1 protein-coding gene is annotated in these 201 nt (G+C 58.7%); it reads right to left on the bottom strand.

Annotation, left to right across the window (positions count from 1 at the left end):
• Window positions 1-201 (bottom strand): hypothetical protein (locus FDX19_RS25100; RefSeq protein WP_170974378.1); only part of this gene is annotated, 201 nt, incomplete at both ends.

Raw genomic sequence — 201 nt, 5'->3', positions numbered from 1 at the left:
CTGCTCCTGAGCAGTGAACTGCATGACAGCATCCGGAAGGTTGCGGGTCTGACCGTGGTGGCTGATATTCAGATTAACATCGTAGTCGAAACGCTCCTGACGGGGGAGCTGGCGGACGCCCCCTTCGGCCAGGGTAATCTGGTCGTTACTGTCGTGGTGGTAGGTGGTGGTTCCCCAGCGGTTGTCACTGATACGGGTGAC

It is taken from the genome of Citrobacter sp. wls619 (assembly GCF_005281345.1).
GTDB lineage: Bacteria > Pseudomonadota > Gammaproteobacteria > Enterobacterales > Enterobacteriaceae > Citrobacter.
Note: the sequence above shows the minus strand (reverse complement) of the source record. Positions and strands in the feature narration are given on the sequence as shown.